Origin of the sequence: Variovorax sp. DAIF25, assembly GCF_050711835.1 — a bacterium.
GTDB lineage: Bacteria > Pseudomonadota > Gammaproteobacteria > Burkholderiales > Burkholderiaceae_C > Variovorax.
This window is the reverse complement of record NZ_CP136636.1, coordinates 4,752,742-4,772,912: the sequence shown is the minus strand read 5'-3', so window position 1 is coordinate 4,772,912 and position 20,171 is coordinate 4,752,742. Positions and strand designations below refer to the sequence as shown.

Annotated in this window: 3 protein-coding genes; all 3 read left to right on the top strand. The window is 70.7% G+C overall.

The genetic code is table 11. The annotated features are described in order from the left end of the window. The first annotated feature begins 248 nt into the window (after positions 1–248). The 3 genes from R0232_RS21955 (at position 249) to R0232_RS21945 (ending at position 20,170) form a co-directional block, all read left to right on the top strand. Positions 249–2,390 (top strand): sensor histidine kinase, encoded by a 2,142-nt coding sequence (locus R0232_RS21955; RefSeq protein ID WP_431509408.1) that lies wholly within the window; start codon positions 249–251, stop codon positions 2,388–2,390. Beyond that, a complete protein-coding gene (locus tag R0232_RS21950) occupies positions 2,387–3,124 on the top strand; it encodes a response regulator transcription factor (RefSeq protein ID WP_208510620.1) in 738 nt (245 codons plus the stop codon). The genes R0232_RS21955 and R0232_RS21950 overlap by 4 nt, the downstream gene beginning before the upstream one ends. A 291-nt stretch (positions 3,125–3,415) precedes the next feature. After that, positions 3,416–20,170 carry an autotransporter-associated beta strand repeat-containing protein gene (locus R0232_RS21945; protein ID WP_431509407.1) on the top strand — a complete coding sequence of 5,585 codons (16,755 nt, stop codon included), beginning with the start codon at positions 3,416–3,418 and terminating at the stop codon, positions 20,168–20,170. Position 20,171 lies beyond the last annotated feature (1 nt).

The following is a 20,171-nucleotide window of genomic DNA, read 5'->3' as shown; positions in this document are numbered from 1 at the left end:
GAAACAGCAGGGTGAAAGAAAAAGTAAGGTGCAAACTCCGCGGCCGCGCCCCAGAATCCGGGGCGAAACGGCGGCGGAGTCCGCGCGGCGATGGCGCCCGGCCTCCATCCATCCCGAGGGCGGCGAGCAGGCACCACGGATGCCGGTAGTTCCAGAACCCCTGACGGACGAGCACACCCATTCCCGCGAAGCCCCGCATGAATTCGAGGACCCGGACGGCCACTTCATTCATGGCGCCATGCCGGACGATGTTCGGGTCGCGGTGCGCCGCGATCCGCGCGGCGCTGGGACTCGCCTGGTTGCTGCTCGCGTGCCTGGCGCTGCCGAGCCATGCGCAGCCGGGGCCGCTGCGGCTCGATGCCGGCCTGAGCATGTTCGAGCGCAACCTCGACGGGCGTTCGCAGGCCTACTACGACGCCACCGGCCAGCTGACGCGCGAGCAGGTGGCGTCGTCGCCCCACCAGGAACGATTCGAGACGCTGCCGGGCGCCCTCAACGGCGGCTACGCCCGGGGCGCGTGGTGGGTGCGCTTCCAGGTCCAGGCTTCGCCCGCGGAGGTCGAGCGCCCGCTCGAGAGCGGCTGGTGGTTGCGGCTCAATGCACCGTATGTCGACTACCTCGACGTCTGGTGGCCCGATGCCGGCGCCGGCGCGAGCGGTGGCTTCGCGCACCGCGCGCTGGGCGGGATGCGTGCCAGCGCCCAGCGCGAGATGCCCTGGTCGATCTCGGCCGTGCGCCTGCCCGCGCTGCCCGATACCGAGCCGCGCTGGGTCTGGGTGCGCCTGGCGGGCGACCGCACCCTGAGCCTCGCCGGCGGTGTCTCGCCGCTGCGGGAACTGGCCACGGTGCAGCAGCGGCTCAACTATGCCGACGCGGCGGTCGTCGGCATGGCCCTGTTGATGGCGGTGGTCAGCCTGATGATGGGCATCGCGCTGCCGGACCGCCGCTTCATCGCCTACGCGGGCTACCTCGTCACGCTCGGCCTGCTGTTCGGGAGCTCGGAGGGCATGCCGGCATTCCTGTGGCTGCAGAACAGCCCCGTGGCCGCCGTTCGGCTGCACAACTTCTCGGTCTGCCTGCACACGGCGGCCGCGTTCGGCTTCGCCCGCGTGCTGCTCGACATGGAGCGGCAGTTCCCGCGCATGAACCGCGTGTTCCAGGTCATGACGCTGGTCTGCCTCGCGGCGTGCGCGGTGGCCATCGCCGGCGGCTACGGGCATGTCGCGCGGCCGCTGAACCTGGCGTGGGTGGTCTTCGCGGCCTGCGTGGTGCCGATGTGCGTCATGGCGCTGCGCCGGAACATCCAGGCCTGGCCGGGGCTGATCGGCTATGCGATCTACTTCCTGATGGGCTCGGTGCACTTCGCCAAGAACTTGCAGTGGCTACCCTACACGCAGCTCACGCAGTACAGCTACGTGTTCGGCAGCATCCTGCACATCATGGCCTTCTTCTTCGCGCTGGGCTGGCGCGTGCGCCATCGCGAGCGGCGGGCGCTCTCGCTCTCGCTGCGGCATCGCGCGCGGCTCGCGCAGCGCGTGAACGAGCGCACGCGCGACCTGCGCCAGGAGATCGCCGAGCACCATCGCACGCACGACCAACTGGCGCTGGCATTGCGCGAGCAGCGCGGCCTGCTGGCGATGGTGTCGCACGAGTTCCGCACGCCGCTCGGAACCATCGGCGGCTCGGCGCAGATCCTCTCGGACGACCGGCTCGGGCTGGCGCGCGAGGAGGTCAAGAAGGAGGCCGAGAAGATCAGCCGCACGGTCTTTCGCATGCGCGACCTGGTCGACACCCTGCTGGCCGACGAATGGCTCGATGCCTCGAGCAACAACCTGAGCCTGGCGCCGATCGAGCTCGCGGTCTTCCTGCGCGAGAAGATCGAGGAGCACAACGAGGGCGTCGCCGGCGGGCGCATCTCGCTGCAGCTCGACGCGCGCGAGCTGCCGGTGCTGGCGGACGAGACGCTGATGCACATCGCGATGGACAACCTGCTGACCAACGCCATCAAGTACGCGCCGCCGCATTCGCCGGTGCGCGTGCGCGCCGGCATCCGGCGCTGCCGCTCCGACGATTTTCCCGAAGGCGACGCGATACCGGGCGTCTGCATCCAGGTGTGCGACGAAGGCCCGGGCTTCATGCCGCAGGACCTGACGCACGTGTTCGAGCGCTTCTATCGCGCGGCCGGCGTGCGGCGCATTCCGGGCATCGGACTGGGCCTGCACATGGTGCACCGCATCGCCACGGTTCACGGTGGCAGCGTGGTCGCATCCAACGGGCCCGGCGAGGGCGCCGTGCTGACGCTGACGCTGCCGCTCCTGGGCAGCGCCGAGCCGCCGGAAACCCGCCGTGCGATCGCGATGTCGATGGCCGACCCCGGAGGCGGCCGATGACCGCCGCCACCCGCGTGCTGGTCATCGAGGACGACGAGGACCTGCGCGACACGGTGCTGCGCTACCTGCGCGGCGTGGGCATGCTGGCCCATGGCGTGGACAGCGCCGAGAAGCTCGACGCGGAACTGGAGCGGCAGGATTTCGATGCCGTGGTGTGCGACGTCAACTTGCCGGGCGAGGATGGATTCAGCGTGCTGGCGCGGCTGCGATCGCGCAGCGCCATGCGCATCGTGATGCTGACCGCGCGCGGCATGCTGAACGACCGCCTGCATGGACTGGGACTGGGCGCCGACTACTACCTGGTCAAGCCGGTGAACCTGCGCGAGCTCGAGATGGTGCTCAACAACCTGCTGCAGCGCAGCCAGGAAACGCCGGGGCAGGGGACGCGCGAGCCCGGTGTCGCGGAGGCCGGCGAACTCGCCGTGCACGCGCCCTGGCGCTATCACTACACCACCTGGCTGCTGCTGTCGCCCACCGGCCAGCGCGTGCAGTTGTCGAACGCGGAAGCGCGGCTGCTGCAATGCCTGATCGAGCAGCCGCGCGAAGTGGTGGACCGCGGCACGCTGCTCGCGGCGATGGGGCGGCCCGGCCTCGAAGCCTACGAGCGCAACCTCGATGTCACGGTCTCGCGCCTGCGGCGCAAGGCCGAGCAGGCCAGCGGCGAGAAGCTGCCGATCGTCGCGGTGCGCGGCGAGGGCTACAGCTTCCAGGGGGATGCGCGCATCGAGCCTTGAGCCATGCGAGTACCAAGGCATTCCTTTGTCGGCGAGGCCACGGTTTTCCAGGGGGATTTGCGGGGTTCATTGCAAGAAAAAGTAAGGTGCAAATCGAATAGCGGAACTTGAGAATTTCGCTCGAAGCGGCAGCGCAGTGATGCCGCACATGCCATGCGCCTCCTCGCGACTGCATGGCAGGAGGAGACCCCCCATGAACAGCCATTCGACAGCCATCGCCCACGCGGCATCGGCTGCATTCGCTTCTGTCCGAAGCGCCTTCCGCACGCCGACCACGGAAGCGAGCCGTTCATGAACAGCGCCTACAAGACGATCTGGAATGCCGCGATCGGCGCCTGGGTGGCCGTCTCGGAAACGACGCGTGCGCGCGGCAAGCGCAGCGCCAGCCGGCGCGCGGGCCGCACGGCAGGTCTCGTGGGGCTGACGAAGGTCGGCATGCTGGCGGCGCCCGTATTTCTCGCGACCGGCTTCTTTCCGGCGCAGGCGGTGTGCACGACTGCGGGCAGCAACGTGACCTGCAACGGCGCAGCCAACCCGCTGGCGCCGAGTTTTGCGAACGGCGGCAGCAATCTGAACGTGACACTGAACCCCGGGGCGACCCTCGGCGTGCTGCTGGGTGTGGGCGGCAATGCGATGACGCTGACGGGTTCCGACGTCAAGCTCACGAACAATGGCCGGATCGATCCGCAGTTGTTCGGCGGCGGCGGCGGCATCCTGTCCTCGGGCGTCGTGTTGGGCAACGCCAATTCCAGCACGGCCACCGTCGTCAATAACGGGATGATCGGCGGGACCAGGCTCTTCTCCGTCGGTCTGACCGGCCTCGCGCTTGCGGTGCAGAACAGCGGCATCACATCGATCACCAACACGGGAACGATGACCACGGGGCCCGTCGTCGGCTCGACCATGAATGCGGCCGACGCGGCCGTGGTCGCCGCCTACGGCGGCGCGCAGGTCAACATGGTGAACACGGAGACCGGAACGATCACCGGCCGCATCGCGTTCGAGAGCCCGACCAGCGGCGGCAACAGCTTCACCAACGCGGGCACGATCAACGGCAGCGTTTCGCTCGGCACCGGGGAGCGCGACGACACCTTCTTCGCGGTCACCGGCTCGAGCATCACCGGTGGATCCGCACCGGCCAGCTTGCTGGCATTGCCGTCGGGCGGCAGCCTGAACTTCGCGGCCGGCGGCACGGTCGATGCGGGCCTGGGCGGCACCGACCTGCTGGTGCTGCGCAACACCCTCAGCGGTCCCGGTTCGGGCAATGCCGGCGAGGGCACGATCAAGGCCTCGCAGTACCTGAACTTCGAGAACCTGCAGGTCGACAGCGGCACCTGGACCCTGAACGGTGCGGTGGTCAGCGGCAGCGCCCTGCTTCGCGGCGGCGTCGCGATCTTCGACGATGCGGGCGCCTTCGGCACCGGCACGCTGACGGGCAGGGGCGGCGCGATGCAGGCCGCGGTGAACGGCCTCACGCTGGGCCAGAACGTGAACCTCGTCAGCGGCCTGATCGTGCAGGGTGACAACAGCTTCACGCTGGGCGGCACGGTCAGCGGCGACAGCGGATTCATCAAGAACGGCACCGGCACGCTCACGCTGAACGGCGTCAACACCTTCAGCGGCGGTTTCGCGCTCAACGGCGGCGGCCTGACGCTGGGCAACGCGAGCGCGCTCGGCTCGGGCCTGTTCCTGGTGGGTGGCAATGTCGCTCTCAACACCTTCTTCACCGGCACGCTCAACAACCAGGTGCAGCTCAGCGGCGCGCTGACGCTCGACGGGACGGGCACGCTGACCTTCGGCGCACCCATCTCGGGGGCCGGCAGCCTGAGGTCGAACGGCAACCTTGCACTGGCCGCCAGCAACACCTATGGCGGCGGCACGACGATGGGCGGCGGCAGGCTGGACGTGGGCAGCAACACGGCGCTCGGCACCGGCGACCTCACCATCGACGGCGCCTCCGTGCTGACCGGCGCGGCCGGCGTGACGCTCGCCAACAACGTGGTGCTCAACAACACGCTGAACTTCGGCGCGGCCGGCAGCGGCGGCGCGCTCACGCTCAATGGCGTGATCAGCGGCGCCGGCGGCATCAGCCTGGCCGGCGCGCCGGGCGTCACGCTCAACGGCGCCAACACCTTCACCGGTGGCTTCAACCTCGGCGCCGGCACGCTCACCGTGGGCAACGACACGGCGCTGGGCCAGGCCGGCGTCACGGTCAGCGGCCCGAGCTCGCTCGAGGCGAACCAGGCGGTGAGCCTCGCCAACGACTTCCGCCTCAATGCGGCGCTCACCGTCGGCGGCAGCAACGACCTCGCGCTCAACGGCGCGATCACCGGCCTGCGCGCATTGACGAAGAACGGCACGGGTCGCCTCACGCTGGGCGGCGCGAACAACTTCTCGGGCGGCGTGAACCTGGAATCCGGCGCGCTGCGCGTGGGCACCGACACCTCGCTGGGCGGCGGCGACCTGACGGTGAGCGGCACCGCCGCGCTCGACGCGAGCGCGGCCGTGAACCTCGCGAACGACGTGGTGCTCAATGCGAACCTGAACGTCGATGGCGCGAACGACATCGCGCTCGGCGGCCAGATCCTGGGCACCGGCGGCATCATCTACAGCGGCACCGGCACCCTGACGCTCGGCAAGGCCAACGGCTTCACCGGCGGCACCACGCTCAACAGCGGCACGCTGAGCCTCGGCGACAGCCTCGCGCTGGGGGGCGGCAAGCTCCTGGTGGCCGGCAACGCGAACCTGCGCAGCGGCGTGGCGAACATCGGGGTGAACAACGGCGTGTCGCTGGGTGCCGGCGCCACGCTCGGCGTGGACGGCAGCAACCCGCTGACGCTGACCGGCACCATCGACGGCGACGGCGCGCTCGCGTTGTCCGGCACGGGCGCGGTGGGACTGACCGGTGCCAACACCTACGGCGGCGGCACGACCGTCGCGGGCACCACGCTGATCGTCGCCAACACCAGCGGCAGCGCCACCGGCAGCGGCGCGGTGCAGGTGCAGGGCGGCGGCACGCTCGGCGGCAGCGGCAGCATCGCGGGCACGGTGAACGTGGGCGAGGGCATCCTGTCGCCCGGTGCCGGCGGCGCGGGCACGCTGACCGTCGGCGGCCTGAACCTCGCGGCCGGCTCGACGCTGAACTACGAGCTCGGCCAGGCCGGCGTGGCGGGCGGGGCGCTCAACGACCTGATCAGCGTCAACGGCAATCTGCAACTCGACGGCACGCTCAACGTGACGCAGTCGCAGGGCGGCAAGTTCGGTGCCGGTCTCTACCGGCTCATCGACTACACGGGCACGCTGACCGACAACGGCCTGGAGATCGGCACCGCGCCGACCGACGCGAAGAACCTGCAGGTGCAGACCAGCGTCGCGAACCAGGTCAACCTGGTCAACAGCGACGGCGTGACGCTCACGCTCTGGGACGGCGGCGATCCCGCGAACTTCAACGACGGCAAGATCGCCGGCGGCAGCGGCACCTGGCGCGCGGGGGGCTCGACCTCGAGCTGGACCGGCGTCGACGGCGCGCTCAACGCCGGCTGGCAGCAGGATGGCGTGGCCATCTTCAGCGGCCAGGCCGGCATCGTCACGGTCGACACCCAGGGCGGGGCGAAGCCGGTGGGCATCGGCGGCGCGCAGTTCGCGGTCGACGGCTACACGGTCAACGGCGATGCGCTCACGATCGGCGCGCCGGCCACGGTGGTGCGCGTGGGCGACGGCACCGCGGCGGGTGCGGGCATGACCGCGACCATCGCTTCCGAGATCGCCGGCGCGGGCGGCCTGGTCAAGGACGACCTGGGCACGCTGGTGCTGGACGGCAGCAACAGCTACAGCGGCGGCACCACCGTCAAGGGCGGCATCCTGCAGATCGCGTCGGATGCCAACCTCGGCGCGGTCGGGGGCGGCCTCGCGCTCGAAGGCGCCACCTTGCACGTGACGGGCGACACGGCCAGCAAGCGCGCCGTGAGCCTGGGCACGGGGGTCAACAGCTTCGACATCGACCAGACCGTCGCGCTGGACGGCACGGTCAGCGGCGCGGGCAGCCTGCGCAAGATCGGCGCGGGCACCTTGCAGCTCGGTGCGGCCAATGCATACGTCGGCGGCACCGACGTCGCCGCGGGCGCGGTCGAGGCCCTGGTCACGGGCGCACTGGGCAGCGGCCCGGTGTCGGTGGCGGACAACGCCTCGCTGGCCTTCACCAACACGGCCGAAGCGGGCGCGCTCGCGATCACCGTGGCCGCGCGCGGTGGCGCGCCGGGCGACAACGGCGGCTTCGTCGCGTTCCGCGACAGCAGTTCGGCCGGCGATGCGAGCATCACGACGAACCAGGGCGCCTCGGTCGAGTTCCGCGACGCCTCGAGCGCGGGCAATGCGGTGATCGAGAACCGCGGCGGCTCGACCACGCTGTGGTTCAACGCGAATGGCGGCAAGGCGCAGATCACGAACTTCGCCGGCGGGCTGGTCAACCTGCTCGACGACGCGAGCGCGGGGCAGGCGCGGCTGGTCAATGGGAACGGCGGGGTGATCGACATCGCCGACCGTGCGAGCGCGGACCAGGCCACGGTGGTGAACGACGCGGGGGCGCTGCTGCGCATCAGCAAGCTCACTACGGCGGGTGTGAGCATCGGCTCGCTCGAGGGTGCGGGCGACGTGCAGCTGGGGGCCAAGGCGTTGACCACCGGCGGATTGAACACGAGCACCACGCTGTCGGGCACGATCAGCGGCAATGGTGGGGCGGTCGTGAAGGTCGGCAGCGGCACGCTCGGCCTGAACGGTGCCAATACCTACACCGGTGGCACCACGGTGGCGGGCGGCACGCTCGCCGCGAACAACGCGAGTGGCAGCGCGACCGGCACTGGCGGCGTGCAGGTGCAGTCGGGCGCCATGCTCGCGGGCTCCGGCAGCATCGCGGGCACGGTCACGGTCGCCGACGGCGGCGTGCTGTCGGCCGGCAATGGCGGTGTCGGCACACTCACGCTCGGTGGCCTGAACCTCGCGGCCGGCTCCGTGCTGAACTACGAGCTCGGCCAGGCCGGCGTGGCCGGCGGCGCGTTCAACGACCTGATCAGCGTCAACGGCAACCTGCAGCTCGACGGCACGCTCAACATCGCGCAGTCCGCGGGCGGCAAGTTCGGCGCCGGCCTCTACCGGCTCATCGACTACACCGGCACGCTGACCGACAACGGGCTGGACATCGGCACGGCACCGACCGACGCGAAGAACCTGCAGGTGCAGACCGCGGTGGCGAACCAGGTCAACCTGGTCAACAGCGAAGGCGTGACGCTCACCTTGTGGGATGGCAGCACGCCCGCGAACTTCAACGACGGCAAGGTCGCGGGCGGCAGCGGCACCTGGCGCGCGGGTGGCTCGACCTCGAGCTGGACCGGCATCGACGGCAAGCTCAACGGCGGCTGGCAGCAGGACGGCGTGGCCATCTTCAGCGGCCAGGCCGGCACCGTCACGGTCGACACCCAGGTCGGTGCGAATCCGGTGCGCCTCGGCGGCGCGCAGTTCGCGGTCGACGGCTACACGATCAACGGCGACGCGCTCACGATCACCGCACCCCAGACGTTGGTGCGCGTGGGTGACGGCACGGCCGCGAGCGCGGGCATGAGCGCGACCATCGCGGCCGCGATCGGCGGCGCGGGCGGCCTGGTCAAGGACGACGGCGGCACGCTGATCCTGGGCGGCAGCAACAGCTACACGGGCGGCACCACGGTCAAGGGCGGCATCCTGCAGATCTCTGCCGACAACAACCTCGGCGCGGCCGGCACGGGCCTCGCGCTCGACGGCGGCACGCTGCGCCTCGCGGCGGGCAGCGCGCCCTTCTTCAGCGCGCGTGCGGTCGCACTGGGCACGGGCGGCGGCATCGTCGACCTCAACGATGCGGTCTGGGGCCTGGGCGCTCCCATCAGCGGCGACGGCTCGCTCACCGTCACCGGCAAGGGCGGCTCGATCGACCTGACGGTGGCCAACAGCTACAAGGGCGGCACCGTGGTGCAGGGCGGCGCGAGCGTGACGGCAGGTGCCAGCGCGGCCTTCGGCAGCGGCGCGGTGCAGCAGCAGGGCATCCACACGCGCGTGACCTTCCTCAACGCGGCCAGCGCCGGCGCCAATAACTACACCGTGGCGCGCGCCGGCACGACCGATGGCGACAACCGCCTGGCCTTCACGCAGAACGCGACGGCCGGCAGCGCGAACATCACGGTCAATGGCGGCACCTGGGAGTCGGCCCTCGTCAACGCGCTGGAATTCGCGGACAGCACCAGCGCCGGGACGGCGACCATCACCAACAAGGGCGGTGCAGTCTTCTTCCAGCAAAACGCGAATGCAGGCAGCGCGACGATCGACAACGGCGCCCGCAGCCTCGTGGAGTTCATCGGCACGTCGAGCGCGGGCAGCGCGCGGATCGACAATGCGACCGAGGGCGTGGTGCGCTTTGCCGATAGTGCGACGGGCTCTGCGGCGACCGTGACCAATGCCGCCGGCGGCGTGGTCGACGTCGCGGGGGCGACCGCCAAGGCCGGTGTCGAGCTCGGCTCGCTGTCGGGCGCGGGCGGCGTGGTGCTCGGTGGCACGCAGCTCACGCTCGGCGGGCTGGGTGGCAGCGAGGCGATCTCGGGCATCGTCAGCGACAAGGGCAGCGTCTTCCTGCCGCCGGACACGGGGGCGGGCGGTTCGATCGTCAAGGTCGGCGCGGGCACGCTCACGCTGAGCGGCGCCAACACCTACACGGGCGGCACCACGGTGGCGGCCGGCACGCTGGCCGCGAACAACGCGAGTGGCAGCGCGACCGGCACGGGCGCCGTGCAGGTGCAATCGGGCGCGGCCTTGGCTGGCACCGGCAGCATCGCGGGCGCGGTCACGGTGGCCAAGGGCGGCACCCTGTCGGCGGGCAATGGCGGCGTCGGCACCCTGAGCGTCGGCGCGCTGAGCCTCGATGCCGGCTCGACGCTCAACTACGAGCTCGGCCAGGCCGGCGTGGCCGGCGGCGCGTTCAACGACCTGATCAGCGTCAACGGCAACCTGCAGCTCGACGGCACGCTCAACATCGCGCAGTCCGCGGGCGGCAAGTTCGGCGCCGGCCTCTACCGCCTGATCGACTACACGGGCACGCTGACCGACAACGGCCTGGAGATCGGCACGGCACCGACCGACGCGAAGAACCTGCAGGTGCAGACCGCGGTGGCGAACCAGGTCAACCTGGTCAACAGCGAAGGCGTGGCGCTCACCTTGTGGGACGGCAGCACGCCCGCGAACTTCAACGACGGCAAGGTCGCGGGCGGCGGCGGCACCTGGCGCGCGGGCGGCTCGACCTCGAGCTGGACCGGCATCGACGGCAAGCTCAACGGCGGCTGGCAGCAGGACGGCGTGGCCGTCTTCAGCGGCCAGGCCGGTACGGTCACGGTCGACACCCAGGTCGGTGCGAATCCGGTGCGCCTCGGCGGCGCGCAGTTCGCGGTGAACGGCTACACGATCAACGGCGACGCGCTCACGATCACCGCACCCCAGACGGTGGTGCGCGTGGGTGACGGCACCAATGCGGGCGCGGGCATGACGGCGACCATCGCGTCCGCGCTGACCGGTACCGGCGGCCTGGTGAAGGAAGACCTCGGCACGCTGGTGCTCGACAGCGTCAACAGCTACAGCGGCGGCACCACCATCAAGGGCGGCGTGCTGCAGATCGCTTCCGACGGCAACCTCGGCGCGGAGACGGGAGGCCTCGCGCTCGAGGACGGCGCCACGCTGCACGTGACCGGCGGCGCTTCGGGCACGCGGGCCGTGAGCCTGGGCGCGGGTGTGGCCACTTTCGAGGTGGTCCCGGTCGAGACCCTGAGCCTCGGGGGCAAGGTCAGCGGCGCGGGCCGCCTGCGCAAGACCGGCGCGGGGCTGCTGCAGCTCATCGTGGCCAACGACTACACGGGCGGCACCGAGATCGCGCAGGGCAGGATCAATGCGACGGTGACGGACGCGCTCGGCAGCGGGCCGGTGTCGGTGGCGGGCAATGCCACGCTGGTCTTCGCCAACACGGCCGAGGCGGGCAAGCTCGCGATCACCGCGGCCGCGAGTGGCGGCGCGCCGGCCGACAAGGGCGGCTTCGTGCAGTTCATCAACGGCAGCTCGGCCGGCGAAGCGACCCTGGTGGCGAACCAGGGCGCCTCGATCGAATTTCGCAACACCTCGAGCGCGGGCAAGGCCGTGATCGAGAACCGCGGTGGCTCGACCGACTTTCGGCTCAATGCCAGCGCGGGCCAGGCGCAGATCACCAACCTCGCGGGTGGCCGCATCCGCCTGTTCGACGACGCGAGCGCGGGGCAGGCACGGCTGGTCAACGAAAGCGGCGGGCTGATCGACTTCTTCGACCGCGCGAGCGCCGACCAGGCCACGGTGGTCAACAACGCGGGCGCGAAGCTCGATATCGGCAGCCTCGTCAATGCGGGCACCAGCGTCGGTGCGCTCGACGGCGCGGGCGACGTGCTGCTGGGCGCGAAGGCGCTGACCACGGGTGGGCTCAACACCAGCACCACCCTGTCGGGCACGATCAGCGGAGCCGGTGGCTCGGTCGTCAAGGTGGGCAGCGGAACGCTGGCGCTCACGGGGGCCAACAGCTACACCGGTGGCACCACGGTGGCGGCCGGCACGCTGGCCGCGAACAACGCGAGCGGCAGCGCGACCGGCACGGGCGCGGTGCAGGTACAGGGCGGCGCCACGCTCGCGGGCACCGGCAGCATCGCGGGCGCGGTCACGGTCGCCAAGGGCGGCACCCTGTCGGCGGGCAATGGCGGCGTCGGCACCCTGAGCGTCGGCGCGCTGAGCCTGGATGCCGGCTCGACGCTGAACTACGAGCTGGGCCAGGCCGGCGTGGCGGGCGGAACGCTCAACGACCTGATCAACGTCAACGGCAACCTGCAGCTCGACGGCACGCTCAACGTGGCCGAGAGCGCGGGCGGCAAGTTCGGCGCGGGGCTGTACCGCCTCATCAACTACACCGGCACGCTGACCGACAACGGGCTGGACATCGGCACCGCGCCGACGGGCAAGCTCTCGGTGCAGACCTCGGTCGCGAACCAGGTCAACCTGCTCAACAGCGACGGCCTCGTGCTGAACCTCTGGGACGGCGGCAACAGCGCCAACTTCAACGACGGCAAGATCGCGGGCGGCGCAGGCACCTGGCGCGCGGGCGCGCCCGGCGACAACTGGACCGACGCCAACGGGCTGGCCAACGGCACCTGGGTGCAGGACGGCTTCGCGATCTTCGGCGGCCAGGCCGGCACGGTCACGGTGGACAACAAGGGCGCGGGCGGTGCGGTGCGCCTGGGCGGCGCGCAGTTCGCGGTCGATGGCTACGCGATCAACGGCGACCCGCTCACCATCACCGCACCCCAGACGGTGGTGCGCGTGGGCGACGGCTCCAGCGCGAGCGCGGGCATGACCGCGACCATCGCGGCGTCGATCGGCGGCGCGGGCGGCCTCGTGAAGGACGACGGCGGCACGCTGGTGCTGACCGGCAACAACAGCTATGCGGGCGGCACCACGGTCAAGGGCGGCATCCTGCAGATCTCGGCCGACAACAACCTCGGTGCGTTCGGCAAGGGCCTGGCGCTCGATGGCGGCACCTTGCGCATCGCGACCGGCTCCGCGCCGTTCTTCGCCTCGCGCGCGCTCGCGCTGGGCGCGGGCGGCGGCACCATCGACCTGGGCAACAGCGTCTTCGGCGTGGGTGGCCTCGTCAGCGGCAACGGGCTGCTCACCGTGACCGGCAAGGGCGGCACCCTGGGCCTGGTGGCGGCCAACAGCTACAGCGGCGGCACGCTGCTGCAGGACGGCGCGAGCATCACCACCACCGCGAGCGGCGTGCTCGGCAGCGGTGCGGTGCGCCAGCAGGGCAACGGCACCACGCTGCTCTACACCGACAAGGCGAGCGCGGGCGGCAACGACTACACCGTGGGCCGCGCCGCGAGCGCGGACAGCGGCAACATGCTGGCCTTCGCGCAGAACGCCACGGCCGCGAGCTCGAAGATCACGCTCAACGGCGCGGGCTGGCAGACAGCGGGCGTGAGCTCGGTGCAGTTCAGCGGCAACACCAGCGCCGGCACGTCGACCATTGCCAACGCGGGCGGGTCGGTCTACTTCTTCCAGGATGCCAGCGCCGGCAGCGCGACCATCGCCAACGGCGGCAAGAGCCAGCTGAGCTTCGGCGGCAACGCCACGGCCGGCGGCGCGCAGATCGGCAATGCATCGGGCGGCCTGGTGCGCTTCGCCGACAACAGCTCGGGCACGGGTGCCACGGTCGCCAATGCCGCGGGCGGCGTGGTCGATGTCTCGGGCTCGACCGCCAAGACCGGCGTGGAACTGGGCTCGCTCTCGGGCGCGGGCGCTGTCGTTCTCGGCGCCACGCGGCTCACCGTGGGCGGGCTGAACACCAGCGACACGCTGTCGGGAACCGTCAGCGACAAGGGCAGCGTGTTCGCGCAGCCGGGTTCAGGCACGGGCGGTTCGATCGTCAAGGTCGGCAGCGGCACGCTCACGCTGAGTGGCGCGAACAGCTATACCGGCGGCACGACGGTGGCGGGTGGCACGCTCGCCGTGAACAACGTCAGCGGCAGCGCCACGGGCACGGGCGCCGTGCTGGTGCAAGGCGGCGCGACACTCGCGGGCAGCGGCAGCATCGCGGGCGCGGTGAGCATCGCCAAGGGCGGCGTGCTGTCGGCGGGCAACGGGGGCCCCGGCACCTTGACGCTCGGCAGCCTGAGCTTGGCCGATGGCGCGGCGCTGAACTACCAGCTCGGCCAGGCCAACACCGTCGGCGGTCCGCTCAACGACCTCGTCAACGTCAATGGCAACCTGCAGCTCGACGGCACGCTCAACGTGGCGCAGTCCGCGGGCGGCAGCTTCGGCGCGGGCCTGTACCGGCTCATCAGCTACACGGGCAGCCTGACCGACAACGGCCTGGACATCGGCACCGCACCCGGCGCCAAGACCGACCTGCAGGTGCAGACCTCGGTGGCGCAGCAGGTCAACCTGGTCAACCGCGCGGGCCTGTCGCTGAACTTCTGGGATGGCGGCGACGCGAGCAAGTACAACGACGGCCAAGTGGCCGGCGGCTCGGGCACCTGGCGTGTCGGGATTCCGGGCGACGGCTGGACCGGTGTCGACGGCAAGATCAATGCGGCCTGGGCGCAAGGTCAGTTCGCGGTGTTCGGCGGCACTGCCGGTACTGTCACGGTCAATGACGCGGGCGGCACGGTGCGCATCACCGGCGCGCAATTCGCCACCGACGGCTACCGCGTGCAGGGCGATGCGATCGAGCTCGGCAATGCCGCGACCACCGTGCGCGTGGGCGACGGCACCGTGGCCGGCGCGGGCATGACCGCGACCATCGCGTCCTCGCTGTCCGGCACGGGCGGCCTGGTCAAGGAAGACCAGGGCACCCTGGTGCTCGATGGCAGCAACAGCTACAGCGGCGGCACCACCGTCAAGGGCGGCATCCTGCAGATCGCTTCGGACGCCAACCTCGGCGCGGCCACGGGTGGCCTCGCGCTCGAAGGCACCACCCTGCATGTGACCGGCGACAGCACCGGGACGCGCGCCGTGAGCCTGGGGGCGGGTGTCAACAGCTTCGACATCGACCGGACCGTTGCGCTCAATGGCACCGTGAGCGGCGCGGGCAGCCTGCGCAAGATCGGCGCGGGCATCTTGCAGCTCGGTGCGGCCAACGCATACGCCGGCGGCACCGACATCGCCGCGGGCGCGGTCGAGGCACTGGTCACGGGCGCGCTCGGCAGCGGCCCGGTGTCCGTGGCGGACAACGCCTCGCTGGCCTTCACCCACACGGCCGAAGCGGGCGCGCTCGCGATCACGGTGGCTGCGCGCGGCAAGGCACAGACCGACAACGGCGGCTTCGTCGCGTTCCGCGACAGCAGCTCGGCCGGCAACGCGAGCATCACGGTGAACCAGGGGGCCTCGGTCGAGTTCCGCGACAGCTCGAGCGCGGGCAATGCAGTGATCGAGAACCGCGGCGGCTCGACCACGCTGTGGTTCAACGCGAATGGCGGCAAGGCACAGATCACGAACTTCGCCGGTGGACAGGTCAACCTGCTCGACGACGCGAGCGCCGGGCAGGCGCGCCTGGTCAACGAGAGCGGTGGGGTGATCGATTTCGCGGACCGCGCGAGCGCGGACCAGGCGACGGTGGTGAACAACGCGGGGGCGCTGCTGCGCATCGGCCAGCTCACCACGGCGGGTGTGTCGATCGGCTCGCTCGAGGGCGCGGGTGACGTGCAACTGGGCGCGAAGGCGCTGACCACGGGTGGCCTGAACACGAGCACCACGCTGTCGGGCACGATCAGCGGCAACGGTGGGTCGGTCGTGAAGGTCGGCAGCGGCACGCTCGGCTTGAACGGTGCCAACACCTATACCGGTGGCACGACGGTGGCGGGCGGCACGCTTGCAGTGAACAACACGAGCGGCAGTGCGACCGGCACCGGCGCGGTGCAGGTGCAGGGCGGTGCAACGCTCGCGGGCAATGGCAGCGTGGCGGGTGCAGTCAACGTCGCCAAGAGCGGCATCTTGTCGGCGGGCAATGCAGGCGTTGGCACGCTGACGCTCGGCGGCCTGAGTCTGGCCGACGGTGCGGTATTGAACTACGACCTGGGCCAGGCCAACACCGTGGGCGGCGCGCTCAACGACCGCGTGCAAGTCAACGGCAACCTGCAACTCGACGGCACGCTCAACGTGGCGCAATCGAAGGGCGGCGTGTTCGGCGCGGGCATCTACCGCCTGATCGACTACACCGGCAGCCTGACCGACAACGGCCTGGACATCGGCAGCGCGCCGATCGCGGCGAAGGACCTGCAGGTGCAGACCTCGCTGGCGCAGCAAGTCAATCTCGTGAATCGCACGGGCCTGTCGCTCAACTTCTGGGATGGCGGCGACAACACCAAGTACAACGACGGCAAGATCGCCGGCGGCGCGGGCACCTGGCGTGTGGGCGTGCCCGGCGATGGCTGGACCGGTGCCGACGGCAAGATCAATGCGGCCTGGGCACAGGACCAGTTCGCGGTCTTCGGAGGCACCGGTGGCACGGTCACGGTCAGCAACGCGGGCGGCACGGTGCGCATCAACGGCGCGCAGTTCGCGGCCGACGGCTATGTGCTGCAGGGCGATGCGATCGAGCTCGGTGCTTCGGGCACGGTGGTGCGCGTGGGCGATGGCTCGGGCACCGACGCCACGCGCAGTGCCGCAGTGAACGTCGCGCTGACTGGCGCGGGCGGTCTGGTCAAGGACGACGTGGGCCGCCTGGTCCTTGGTGGTACCAACACCTACACCGGTGGCACCACGGTCAAGGCCGGCGTGCTGCAAGGCGATACGGCGAGCCTGCAAGGCGGCATCGTCAACGGTGCCGAGGTGGTGTTCGACCAGGCCAAGGCCGGCAGCTATGCCGGCACGATGAGCGGCAGCGGCAAGCTGCGCAAGATCGGCACGGGCACGCTGGCCTTGACGAGTGCCAACAGCTACGCAGGCGGCACCTTCGTCGACGCAGGCACGCTGGCCACCGACGTCACGGGCGCCCTCGGCAGCGGCGCGGCGAGCGTGGCCTCGGGCGGCACGCTGCAACTGGGTGGCAGTTTCGATGCAGGCACCACGGCCATCGGCAACCAGGGAACGGTGCGCTTCCAGGGCAAGGCGAACGCGGGCACGTCGACCATCACCAACGCCACGGGCGGCGTGCTGGCCTTCGCGGACGACGCCTCGGCCGACAAGGCCACGGTGCTCAACCAGGCCGGCGCGCAGGTGCGCATCGACCAGGCGACCACCGGCGTGAGCTTCGGCTCGATCGGCGGCGCCGGCGACCTCGTGCTCGGTGCCAAGGCGCTGACGCTGGGCGCCAGCGGCGACAACGCCACGCTGTCGGGCACGATCAGCGGCACGGGTGGTTCGGTCGTCAAGGTGGGCAGCGGCACGCTGACGCTGACGGGCGCGAACACGTACACCGGCGGCACCACGGTGGGCGCGGGCACGCTGAGCGTGAACAACAAGAGCGGCAGTGCCACGGGCACGGGCGCGGTGCAGATCCAGAGTGGCGCGACGCTCGCGGGCAGCGGCAGCATCGCGGGCGCGGTCACCGTCGACAAGGGCGGCGTCCTCGCCGCGGGCAACAGCCCCGGCACGCTGACACTCGGTGCACTGACCCTGGCCGGCGGCTCCACGCTGAACTACGAACTCGGCCAAGCCGGTGTTCCTGGCGGCGCGCTCAACGACCTGATCAACGTCACCGGCAACCTGAACCTCGACGGCACGCTGAACATCGCGCAATCCGCGGGCGGCAGCTTCGGCCCCGGCCTGTATCGCTTGATGAGCTACGGCGGCAGCTTCACCGACAACGGCCTGGACATCGGCACCGTGCCGGGCTCGGCCAAGACGGCCGACCTGCAGGTGCAGACCTCGGTGGCGAACCAGGTCAACCTGGTGAACCGCGCGGGCCTGTCGCTGAACTTCTGGGATGGCGGCGACAGCACCAAGTACAACGACGGCCAGGTGGCCGGCGGCAGTGGCACCTGGCGCGTGGGCAACCCGCAGCCCTCGATGGATGGCTGGACCGACATGGACGGCAAGCTCAACGCCAACTGGGCACAGAACCAGTTCGCGGTGTTCGGCGGCAAGGCCGGCACCGTGACGGTCGATGCAGCAGGCGGTGCTGTGCGCATCGCCGGTGCGCAGTTCGCCACCGACGGCTATGTGGTGCAGGGCGATGGCATCGTGGTGGACAACGCCAACTCGGTGATCCGCGTGGGCGACGGCACGGCCGCGGGCGCGGCGATGACGGCCACGCTCAATGTCGCGCTCAGCGGCACGGGCGGGATCTCGAAGGAGGATGCGGGCCGGTTGATCCTCGGTGGCACCAACACCTATACCGGTGGCACCACCGTCAAGGGTGGCGTGCTGCAGGGCAGCGCGACGAGCCTGCAGGGCACTATCGTCAACAACGCCGAAGTTGCCTTCGACCAGGGCAAGACTGCCGGGACCTATGCGGGCGTCATGAGCGGGACTGGCAAGCTGCGCAAGATCGGCACGGGCACGCTGACCTTGAGCAGCGCCAACAGCTATAGCGGTGGCACGTTGGTGGATGCCGGCACGCTGACGACTGACACCACGGGTGCGTTGGGAACTGGTCCTGCCAGCATCGCTTCGGGTGCCACGCTGCAGTTCGGCGGCAAGGCCGATGCGGGCAAGCTCGCGATCGCCAATGCAGGCACCTTGCGGCTGCAGGACACCGCGAGCGCTGCAGGCGCCACGGTGACCAACGCGGCGGGCGGCCAGGTGCGCATCGACCTCACGACCACCGGCACGAGCATCGGCTCGCTCAGTGGCGCGGGCGATGTGGTGCTCGGCGCGAAGACGCTGACCACGGGCGCCATCGGCGGCGACAACACGATCTCGGGTGCCATCACCGGCACCACAGGTTCACTCGTCAAGGTCGGCGCAGGCACGCTCACGCTCGCAGGCACCGCCAACTACGCAGGCGAGACCCGCGTGACGGGCGGCACCCTGAAGGCCGGCGCCACCAACGCCTTCAGCGCAGCATCGAGCGCTGTGGTTGCCAGCGGCGCCACGCTCGACCTCGGCGGCTTCAGCCAGAAGATGGCCGGCCTCACCAACGCCGGCACGGTCTCCCTGCTGGGCACGTTCCCCGGCACCACGCTCACCTTGACCGGCCCCTACGTCGGCAACAACGGCGTGCTGCGCCTCGGTGCGAAGCTCGATAACCCCGGCATCGCCGACCGCCTGGTGCTCGACGGTGCCTCGGCCAGCGCGAGCGGCAAGACCACGGTGCAGGTCACCAACCTCGGCGGCCTGGGCGCACGCACCAGTGGCGCGGGCATCGAGCTGATCAGCGCCAAGAACGGCGCGACCACCACCGCGCAGAGCAGCAAGGACGCCTTCGTGCTCTCGGGCGGCCGCGTCGACGCCGGTGCCTACGAGTACCGCCTGTATGCCGGCGATGCGGGCGGCGAGGGCGAGAACTGGTACCTGCGCACCGAGGCCGAACCGGGCGCCTCGCTGCCGACCTACCGCGCCGAAGCCTCGCTGTTCGCTGCGCTGCCGAACCAGCTGCGCCAGAGCAACCTGGGCATGCTCGCGAGCCTGAGCCAGCGCATCGGCGACGACGACGTGCGCGGCAGCGGCGGCGCGAGCACGAGCGTGGACGGCGGCAACCGCAGGGCCTGGGGCCGGTTGATCTCCACCGACATGGACATCCGCCAGGGCGGGACCGTCTCGCCGCATGCCGAGGGCCGTGTGAGCGGGCTGCAGGCCGGCACCGACCTGTGGGCCAATGCGAACTGGCGCGCGGGCATCTACGTGGGCCAGCTCGAAGGCGATACGCGTGTCAGTGGCTTCAGCAGCGGGCTCTTGAACGGTGCTGCAGGCCGCAACGACCTGCGCAGCCAGTACCTGGGTCTGTACGGCACGTTCACGAGCGACGACGGCTTCTATGCCGACGCGGTGCTGCAGGCCGGCCGTCATCGCTACACGGTGCAACCGCAGCTGAGCGCGGGCGTGACAGGCAAGGGCAACAGCTTCCTGGCCTCGATCGAAGTCGGCAAGGCCTTCGCGCTCGGCTCGGGCGGCTGGTCGGTGGAGCCACAACTGCAGCTGATCCATCAGCGCCTGCGGCTGGACGACGTGGCGATCCCCGGTGCGCTGGTGCAGCAGGACGCCGACAGCAGCTGGACCGCGCGCGCGGGCGTGCGCATCAAGGGCAGCTTCGCGACGGGGGCCGGTACGCTTCAGCCCTATGCGCGCCTGAACGTCTACCGCAGCTCGAAGGGCAACGACATTGCCCGCTTCGTGAACCCGGCGGCGATCACGCCGGTGGGTGCGCCGATCGGCGGCACGAGCACCGAGCTGGCAGCGGGCTTCACGCTGGCGCTGAGCCAGCGCACGAGCCTCTATGGCGAACTGGGCAAGCAGTGGGCCTCGGGCGGCGTGGCGCGCGTGGGCAGCTCGGTCAATGCAGGGGTCGGCGTTCGCGTGAAGTGGTGAG